Annotated in this window: 6 protein-coding genes; 4 read left to right on the top strand and 2 right to left on the bottom strand. The window is 46.0% G+C overall.

Going from position 1 to position 9,534, the window contains the following annotated elements; all coding sequences use genetic code 11:
- Positions 1-146: 146 nt before the first annotated feature.
- Together L1028_RS19900 and L1028_RS19895 are read left to right on the top strand one after the other, a co-directional pair.
- Positions 147-956 carry a hypothetical protein gene (locus L1028_RS19900; protein ID WP_234538458.1) on the top strand — a complete coding sequence of 270 codons (810 nt, stop codon included), beginning with the start codon at positions 147-149 and terminating at the stop codon, positions 954-956.
- A 248-nt stretch (positions 957-1,204) separates the two neighbouring features.
- Positions 1,205-1,453 (top strand): hypothetical protein, encoded by a 249-nt coding sequence (locus L1028_RS19895; protein ID WP_234538457.1) that lies wholly within the window; start codon positions 1,205-1,207, stop codon positions 1,451-1,453.
- 218 nt (positions 1,454-1,671) lie between these two features.
- On the opposite strand, the gene L1028_RS19890 is transcribed toward L1028_RS19895, so the two are convergent.
- On the bottom strand, positions 1,672-3,450 hold the full coding sequence (locus L1028_RS19890; RefSeq protein ID WP_081951125.1) for a cache domain-containing sensor histidine kinase: 1,779 nt from the start codon (positions 3,448-3,450) through the stop codon (positions 1,672-1,674).
- Complete coding sequence (locus L1028_RS19885) at positions 3,431-4,672, bottom strand: response regulator (RefSeq protein WP_234538456.1); 1,242 nt, start codon at positions 4,670-4,672, stop codon at positions 3,431-3,433. Before L1028_RS19885 ends, L1028_RS19890 begins: the two co-directional genes overlap by 20 nt.
- 307 nt (positions 4,673-4,979) lie before the next feature.
- On the opposite strand from L1028_RS19885, the gene L1028_RS19880 reads away from it, so the two are divergent.
- The gene (locus tag L1028_RS19880) at positions 4,980-7,157 is read left to right on the top strand and encodes a beta-galactosidase (RefSeq protein WP_234538455.1); all 2,178 of its coding nucleotides are present in this window, start codon (positions 4,980-4,982) and stop codon (positions 7,155-7,157) included.
- A 57-nt stretch (positions 7,158-7,214) separates the two neighbouring features.
- Positions 7,215-9,374, top strand: coding sequence for a GH92 family glycosyl hydrolase (locus L1028_RS19875; RefSeq protein ID WP_279306887.1), 2,160 nt, complete (start codon positions 7,215-7,217; stop codon positions 9,372-9,374).
- Positions 9,375-9,534 lie beyond the last annotated feature (160 nt).

The following is a 9,534-nucleotide window of genomic DNA, read 5'->3' as shown; positions in this document are numbered from 1 at the left end:
TTGTCATATTGGCTTCGATCAAGCTCGATCAGAACTTCTAGCAATGTTCTCTAACAAAAACTAAACGAACTTCTACAAGAGTGGCATATTTTCATTTACACATAATTCTTGACGCTCCCAATCTTCTTACAAGATGGAGGAAAGAGATGGATTCATTTATGATACTTAATGATAATAGAATATATAAAATTACAAGAGATAATTTCGAAAAATTAACTGATAAGAAACATCCTTACTGTCAAGAAATTAGAAAAAGGATGAGATACTTAGCAATATGTCCTGCCTGTGGTAATCCAATAAATTTTATTGGTTTATATGTTAAAGATCAAACGGATAGGAAAAGAATACGAGCACTACATGGGAGACATTTTACTGAAAATGTACCGCAATTAGCTGATTTTGACGAATATGAATATAAAGATTGTCCATTCCATAATGACAAAGCTGGTAAGTTATATACAGATATTCCTGGGCAAAAGAAGAATAACGAGATTGTAAGACTTATCAAAACTTATCCAGAAGAATTACGTGAATGTATTTCTAAGATTTTAGGCTTCCATATTTCTCAAAATAAATTCGAAAAACTTCTTACAAGTTTTGTTAGTAGTAAAGGATATTACTTTGAAGGTATAACAAAATTTAATTTACCGTATTATTTTCTATACCTTCTACCAAATCAAAAATTATTTAAATGTAAGGTAATGGATAATGACATTGAGCAGGCAATAGATCGGAAATGCAAATATTTCGAGGTGAGCAAGGAAAAGAGATTGGAGAAAAAAGTTAATGAGTATGTAGAATTTGAATTTATATTGGTTGAACACATTAAAAAAGATGAGTCTGAAAGCATAAACTACAAGTTAATTGAAAGAAAAAAAGAAATTAGAAACCTTATTTTTGAAAATCGTCTTGAAATAAATCATTATCTTTTTGTGGATATGATAAGTGGAAAATAATTCGTAAAACTTTACGGGGAATATAAGCTGGTTCCCTTTGCGATCTCTCCCAGGGTCGGACGAGGCTTCGAAATCTCCAAACGCGACAACAAGCACATCTTCCTATCTATTGATTATAGCTACTTATTGACCCACAGGTACCTCTCATTGGTCAGTTGTCTGTATGGGCGAGAGAAATTGGGCGGGAACCGATCACAGCGAATCTACTTCGTAGGGGTTTGTTGCAATAGAACATATGGGGTGAAAAAATGAGAATGTATGCTCTTCTTACAGAACCAATAGGGGACATAAGTAAGGTAATGATTTATGAATCAAATTATCGTGTTTATTTATTTCTATTTGAAACTCATGAAAATAAGGGTGCAAATGCTGACTATTGTTATGAAACATTAGAAGAAGCAATGGAATTCTGCAATGAGGAACTAAACATAGTTGAGGAACAGTGGGTTGTTATTAACGATCCCAAAGACGGGGAACAACACGATATTATTTATTAAATCAGTATTGACAGCATTGAGCAAACAGGAAACGTTACTGAAACGTAATAGCGACAGTCCAGGGCTTCATTTTCCCCGCGACATTGAGTAGAATATCTACCTACACTGCTCACACGTCAAAAAAAGAAATCGTTCTTTGTGAGAAAAGTGGAAGTACCACCTACCTCTCAAAAAAGGAACGATTTCTTTGTAGTGTCCGCATTCATTAACAATCTTAGTTAATTGGGCAGATCTTTCTTCAAGCTAATCGTAACCGTGGTGCCTTGCCCCGGAGTGCTGGAGATGCTTAGCCCATATTGAGGACCGTATTCCAGCTTGATCCGTTCGTCCACATTTCGCAACCCATATCCGCTCTGGAACAGCACATCTTCCTTAGCTTGGCTAAGTGTCGCGCCGTTGGCAAAGCCGACTCCATCATCCGTCACTGTAAAGCGAATCTCATCCTCCAGCAGCTCGCCTTTAATCCAGATCCGGCCCATGCCACGTTTCTCGCTGATGCCGTGTTTGATCGCATTCTCTGCGATAGGCTGAAGAATCAGCTTTAGAATGCGGACTTTGCGCAGCGATTCCTCAATATCGTATTCAATCTCGAATTTATTCGGGAAACGCATTTGCTCGACCGTCACAAAACTCTCCACCAAACGGATTTCTTCGTCGACAGTAACGAATTTATCGCCTTTATGCAGGCTAATCCGAAAAAAGGTCGCCAGAGAAGAAATCAGGCGCTCAATGTCGGGCTGCTTCTTCAGCCGGGCAATCCAGGCAATCGCATCTAACGTGTTGTAGAGGAAATGAGGATTGATCTGCGACTGCAGCGCAGTCAGCTCCGCCTTGCGCTGCTTCTCTTTTTCCTCATCTTTTTCAAGCATTAATTGGCTGATCCGTTCTACCATCTGATAGTAGCTGTTCTCTAGCTGGAAAATCTCATCGACCTGTGCCCGCTGCTCATAGACAGCTGCTAGGTCTTTTTTGCCAAACAGACTCAGCTTCTTCTTCAAGTTCAGTAGTGGTCGGGTGATTTTGGCCGCCAGATAAAAGGAAAGAATCAGTAGCACAATGAAGGTAACACTGGCGAAAAGAAGGGCATTTCGGTTACCCTTGGCAATTCCCTCCAGCAACTTGTGGCTAGAAATCACACTGGTGAACTCCCAGCTAACGCCAAGCGTCTCCAACCTAGGATTCAAAGGATAAGTAGCAATGATATAGGAATTCCCGTTATCTGACCAGGTGCGGTAGCCTTCTTTCTGACCCGGACGAAGAGGGGCGTTCTCCTCCAAAAAATTGCCCAAGAGCCGCTTGTCGGGGTGAGATATAATCCGGTCGCTGGAAGTCAGGAAGGAGTAGCCAATGCCAGTGAAACTGGAGGAATAAAGATCTGCCAAGGCGGCTTCTCTGACATAGATGATGACGACCCCGATATTTTGCCCCGTATTGAAGTTGCGGAATTGCTGTCCGAAGGGGATATAGGCATTGCCGTCCCCATCTCGTTTGATTTCACCGACAACAGGCATGCTGCTCTCCTGTATACGTTTAATGAACAAGGCTTCGGGAACCTCGAGCATCTGCTCCTTGGACTGATAAGAGTAAAGCATATTATCATTGGTGTTGATGATTACATTGCCCACCAGATCATTCTGTGCCAGCATACCGTCGATGATAGCCCCGATCCGTAATTCCTTGTCTGCTGCCGGCAGGGAATCGTTATTAATGATCTGGTAAATGTCGCTGTTCACCAGAAATCGCAGGAACAACATCTGAATGTCATCGACCATCAACTCCACACTGAGCCCAATTTGGCGTTGAGTCTGGACCACATGGCGATACAGATCCTTCTGCAGATAGGTATAGGAATAGAAGTTAAAAATAACAAGCATCAGCACCAGATGCAGAGACAATCCCACTAACAGGACAACAACAATCCGACTTTTGATCTTGAACCTCCGCATCCAAGAATCCATCCGGTTGGCCATCGTTAGCTTAACCATAGGTTTTTGCATATTCGCTCGGTGGGATGCCCGTCATCTTTTTGAAAATCTGGCTGAAGTATTTGGAGTCGGTGAAACCAACCTGATTGCCTACCTCATAGACCCGGTACATCGGATTGCGTAGCATACGTTTGGCTTCTTCAATCCGATATTCCGTCAGACATTCATAGAACGTTTTGTTCAAATCTTTGCGGAATAGATGCATTAAATGGGTTGGACTGACGAACACCGCAGCAGCAACCATCTCCACGGTAATGTTCCCAGCATAATGCTCCCGGATAAAGGCGAGGGCGTCTCTAATTTCACGCCGGCATCGAGCTCCGGCCTCTTCCTCAGCGTACAACACGCGTTCAATACCAGACAAGGCACGCTGCGCAGCAAGCACAGCCTGTTTGTATGAATCTACGATTCCGTTCCATTTTTCAGTTGGTTTGCCGATGCCAACGCTAAGAGCCTGGCCGAAGTGCAGCTGGCTCCATTCCGATAGCTGCTTACCTAATCTGCGGGCAGAATCACCGGCAAGCTCAGGTTCATCGGTTCGGAGAATCATAACCCACTCCAGATGACTATCGCGGAATAGACAGAGCTGTTCAAAAGAATACGCTTCCAGAATAACCGCTGCTTCATCCTCCAACGCTTTGCCTACATCAGTTCCTTGAAGACCATTATCAGCAGGGAAGGCTATGGACAGCGGCAGCATAGCTTTTCCTGGTTCCAATTGCAGCTCCAGCAGCTTTATTTTGCTGGTAATGAATTCCTCACTATGCAGCTGGCCATGCAGTAAATCCTGCCAGAATTGTTTGGATATCGCGGTAATTTCCTCATTAAGCTGTGAATATCGCTTGGAGAGTTGCTTTTTCCCCAGGATTTCATCGCCAACGCTTCGTACTGTATCTGCGAGTTCTTCTATATTAATGGGCTTCAGCAAATAGGTGGAGGCACCATAACGTAATGCAGCCTGTGCATATTGAAATTCGTCATAACCGCTAAGTACGACAATGCCTACGAGCATGTCCTGCTCCCGTATTTTCTCGATAAGTTCAAGACCGTTCATATACGGCATACGGATATCGGTAATAATCACATCCGGGCGGTGCTGTAGTGCAAGCTCCAAACCCTCCTCGCCATTGCTGGCTTCTCCTATGATCTCGACGTTGTATTCTGCCCAGTCTATGGTTTGGGTGATGCCCATACGGACGAGATATTCATCATCTACTATAAGCGCTTTCAACATTGGCCTCACCTCGAAGTAGTTTCTAATATGTCTTACAGTCATTATAAACATGAAACCTCTTTTAGAGGAGCGGTAATTTCTCAGTTGTCAGGATCACAAACGATTTCGCAGTATGTTCACCGGTGGCTAAGTACAAAGATGTCCGCATAGCCGAAGTTCTAAACATTTCAACAGCTTAACAAACCGTTTCATAGGATTCCATCCTAACTTTTGCAAAATGTACTGTGATAGACTTTAACCGTAAAAGAGCGGTAAGCGCTTTTATAAATACATGACATCGAAATTGAACGCTGTAGGAGGAGTACCCTTGATACAAAATTCATTTATTCCATTCGGGTTTCAATATTACCGTTCCCCAACCCCATTCCGGGATCAATGGGAGAAAGACCTAAGCAATATTGCCGGGCAGGGCTTCAATTGTGTGAAGTATTGGGTGCAGTGGCGCGCCAGCGTGTCCAAAGAAGGGATCTACCAGTTCGATGATATTCAGGAGCTGATGGATATTGCTCAACAGAATGGCTTAAAGGTCATTTTGAACGTGATTTTCGATGTGGCGCCAGCCTGGTTTTATAAAAAACATCCTGATTCCAAAATGATCACAGCAGACGGTTCCGTTCTGGAACCAAGGGCAATTAACTGCCGCCAGATTGGCGGAGCTCCTGGACCTTGTTATCACCATGCAGCTGCAGCCACGGAGAAGGCGAAATTTCTGGTGGAAACAGTGAAGACTTTCAAAGATCATCCTGCACTCTGGGTGTGGGATTTATGGAATGAGCCTGAGCTGACGACAGGGATTAAGCGCAAGCTGTCATTTGACAACCAGGTATGTTATTGCGAGCACTCAGTGCTGGCATTCCAAGAATGGCTGAAAAATAAATATATTACTCTGGTAGCTCTGAACGAATCATGGCAGCGGACTTACGGAAGCTGGGAAGAAGTAGAGGCACCGCGTGGGCAAGGCGTATTCAATGATTTGGTGGACTGGCGGCTGTTCATGTCTGGTACTTTGACAGTTGAGCTGCGGAGCCGGGTAGATACTGTGAAGTCACTGGATCTGCTGCATCCTGTTATGGCACATACTGTGCCAGCTCCTATTTTTAATATGATTACAGCAGGATCAGACGACTTTAAGCTGGCTGAGCCCTGTGACCTGACAGGCAATAGCCTAGGGTCCTCAGCTTGGTCGGCTGATCTACTGATCTCTGCCGCCAAAGGCAAACCGATCATCAACTCAGAGATTCATGCGCTGCCTGGCAATACGGCGATGAAACCGCGCCAGCCGGAGCTGCGAGAAATGAAGCGGCATATTCTGCCCCCGCTCGCCCGTGGCATCACGGGATATCTGTTCTGGCAGTATAGACCGGAGGTATTAGGACAGGAGGCTCCGGCTTGGGGTAGTGTGTATTTGGACGGAAGTCCAACCCCATGGTACAAGGATATGGCCCAACTAAATAAGCTTGTGCAAGACAATAAGCAAGAGCTTTTACAGGCAAAACGGCGTGGGGACGGGATTGCTATTCTATTCAGCCCACAGAACCAAATCGCAAACTTTGCAGCCCATGATCATTTGGACACCTATAACGATTCCCTGCAAGGCGTCCATAAACTGCTACATGATCTTAATTATAAAGTGGAATTTCTGCATGAGTCGGATGTTACGGAAAAGACATTGGACCAATACCGCTGCCTGTGGATGCCTAATCCACTGTATCTGAACCGTAAACTGTGTAACCTCCTGCGTAAGTGGGTTGAAAAGGGAGGCATATTGATTTCGGAATGCTCCTTCGGAGCGCTTCAGGCAGAGAATGGCTGTCACAGCTATACAGTTCCCGGTTATGGATTTGATGAAGTCTTTGGGGTTCGGGAGACTTGGATTCATTCTGCCGAGAACCTGGATCATAGCTATCATCAGGTAGCATTCGAATCACGGACGGCGATCCCACTCCTTAATGTAATGAAGCACAGCAAGGAAGGGGACGCAGCCGCAGATGATAAGGCACACGGCTCCTATTACAAATCAGATATTGCGCTGCAAAGTCATGTGAAGGTCCTAGCCGAATTTGCCGAGGACAACATGCCTGTGTTGACGGCCGCCGCTTATGGAAATGGGCGTGCTGTGTGGTTCGGTACCTTACTTGCGGCTGCCTACTGGCAGGATGGACATACCGGAACGCTCCAGTTGGTGCGCGATCTTTTACAGCAGGAATTGAAGCTACAGCCGAATGTGCAAGTAAGCGGAGGTGTCCGCGCTGATCTTTCCGAGTGGGAAGTTGAAGAAGACAGAGGTGCGTTCCTCTATGTGCATAATGAAGGGAACACGTTGGCAGAAGCCAAAGTTACGCTGCCTGCCAATTATACTTCAGCAGAGCCATGGTTTGACGATGGGAATGCCAAAATTCAGCCAATAAATCCGTTTGAACCTTCAACAACTCAACTGTCTATACGGGTAGAAGCTGGAGATGTTCAAGTATTTCGATTATCTTAGCCGGCAGCAGTTAAGGTCGGAGATTATAGAGCTGGTGTAAGCCAGCCAAAGGAGTGTATCCATTTGGGTTTGTTAGATTATGTTAATCCATTACAGGGGACTAAGTCGGATTTCCGCTACTCACACGGTAATACGCTGCCGCTTACAGCGATGCCATTTGGCATGGCAGCTTGGAGCCCGCAAACCCATGAAGCAGGGGGGACCTGGTTCTTCCATCCGCACCATCGCCACCTGGAGGGCATACGACTAACTCACCAGCCCAGTCCTTGGATCGGAGATTATGGACATCTAACACTTTTGCCGCAGACTGGACCGTTATTGCTTAGTCCTGATTCGCGCTCATCTTCCTTTAAACCGGAAGAGATGCAAGTGTCCCCACACTACTTCGGAGTGTCTCTTCAACGATATCGTACCCGACTGGAGCTGACCCCTACAGAGCGCTGTGCAGTGATTAGAATAACATACGCTAAGGGGCAGCAGAACAGGCTCATAATAGCACCGCTGAAAGGCGAGTCTCAACTCACCTTTCAATCGGAGAAACGCAGGATCATCGGCTTTACAAGAGGCCATACCGCCGGGGTACCCGATAATTTCGCGATGTATTTCGTCTTCCAGTTCGACACAGACATTTTCATGGAGGATTCGGGAATCTTTGACGGGGAGTACCAACCTTTAGGGACGTATGAAGGAACCGGAGATAAGCTGGGCGCATACGTAGAATTAAACATACCGGAATCCGGTGTAGTAGAAGTGAAATGCGGCACTTCCTTTATTAGTGGGGAGCAAGCGCAATTGAATCTCGATCGGGAGGTTGGTGGGCACAGCTTCGGAGAGATCTTGAGCAAAGCAGAGGCAGGCTGGGAAGAACGGCTGAACCGCATTGTTGTTGAAAGCGCGGATGAAGAGAACCTCCGTACCTTTTACAGCTGTATGTACCGGATCTGCCTGTTTCCTAGAACATGGCATGAATATAACGAGCAGGACGAGCAAATTCATTACAGTCCTTTTAACGGCAGCATTTGCCGGGGTCCAATGTATTCAGATATCGGACTGTGGGATGTATACCGGACTAGCTTCCCGTTATACAGTATCCTGTTTCCATCCTTGCTCGGTGAGATCATGCAGGCTTGGACATTAGCTTACGGTGAAAGCGGTTGGCTGCCAAAATGGCTGTCACCAGGCGAACGCAGTGCCATGCCCGGCACACTGATCGATGCGGCAGCTGCGGATGCCGTGGTTAAGGGCATCGGCGGCTTCGACGTAGAGCTACTATATGAAGGTTTGCTGAAACATGCAGATCGTCCGGCTACAGACGAGAAGCTGGGTAGACGGGGGCTAGAATTGTATTTGCAGCACGGCTATCTGCCGCATGATCGTTTTCATGAAAGTGTAAGCAACACGCTGGATTATATATACGGGGACTTCTGTATAGCCCAGATTGCCAAAGCACTCGGCAAAATGGATGATTATGAGCGTTTTATGGACCGGGCGCAGAATTACAAACTGCTGTTTGATCCCGAGGTTGGTTTTATGAGAGGCCGTAACGAGGACGGTACTTGGCAGGAAGGATTTGATCCTTTGGCGTGGGGTGATCCGTTCTGTGAAGGTGGAGCTTGGCAAGGGAGCTGGGCGGTTCCCCATGACTTCCCGGGATTAGCCAGTCTGATGGGTGGCGAGGAAGCTTTTGTTCGGCGTCTGGACCAGTTAATGGCCGAGGAACCGATATTCAAAGTGGGATCTTATGGCTTGGAAATTCATGAAATGTCGGAAATGGCTGCGGCCGATCTAGGGCAGTTTGCCATCAGCAATCAGCCCAGCTTCCATATTCCTTATATTTTCGCCAGACTCGGGGCATTGTCCAAAACACAGTACTGGGTTCGCAAAACCATGGCTAAACTATTCAACAGTGGAATGGATGGGTTGCCCGGTGACGAGGATAATGGCAGCATGGGTGCCTGGTATATTTGGAGCGCCATCGGACTGTATCCGTTAAGTCCCGGGATTTCTGAATATGTACTGGGCAGCCCACTATTTGATAAAGTAACGATTCGGCTTGAAAATGGGCGGCAATGGGTCATTGAAGCGCAAAACAACAGCCCCGCCAATGTGTACAGTAAATCAATCCACTGGAACCATACGCTTTGGGAGCACCATTCTTTGCCTCATGAAGAGATTATCAAAGGCGGCGTCCTGAGCTTCAGTATGTTTTCGGGTTAGCCCAACATAAGAGCAATGCTAAGCAGTCCGGAACATTCTGGGCTGTTTTTGTATTTATAGATGGAGCATCTTGCTCTTTTTAGGCAAATGGTGAAATGGCAAACCATTTCGCAGCATTCCCGCCTGTTTTTTCAAGGGTAACATGTCTAATATCGAAGAG

The organism is Paenibacillus pseudetheri, assembly GCF_924513355.1.
GTDB lineage: Bacteria > Bacillota > Bacilli > Paenibacillales > Paenibacillaceae > Paenibacillus_AQ > Paenibacillus_AQ pseudetheri.
Note: the sequence above shows the minus strand (reverse complement) of the source record. Positions and strands in the feature narration are given on the sequence as shown.

Bases quoted from the DNA above. Each gene is read 5' to 3' on its own strand.
- L1028_RS19900 (WP_234538458.1), top strand. From the start codon at position 147: ATGGATTCATTTATGATACTTAATGATAATAGAATATATAAAATTACA.
- L1028_RS19895 (WP_234538457.1), top strand. From the start codon at position 1,205: ATGAGAATGTATGCTCTTCTTACAGAACCAATAGGGGACATAAGTAAG.
- L1028_RS19890 (WP_081951125.1), bottom strand. From the start codon at position 3,450: ATGCAAAAACCTATGGTTAAGCTAACGATGGCCAACCGGATGGATTCT.
- L1028_RS19885 (WP_234538456.1), bottom strand. From the start codon at position 4,672: ATGTTGAAAGCGCTTATAGTAGATGATGAATATCTCGTCCGTATGGGC.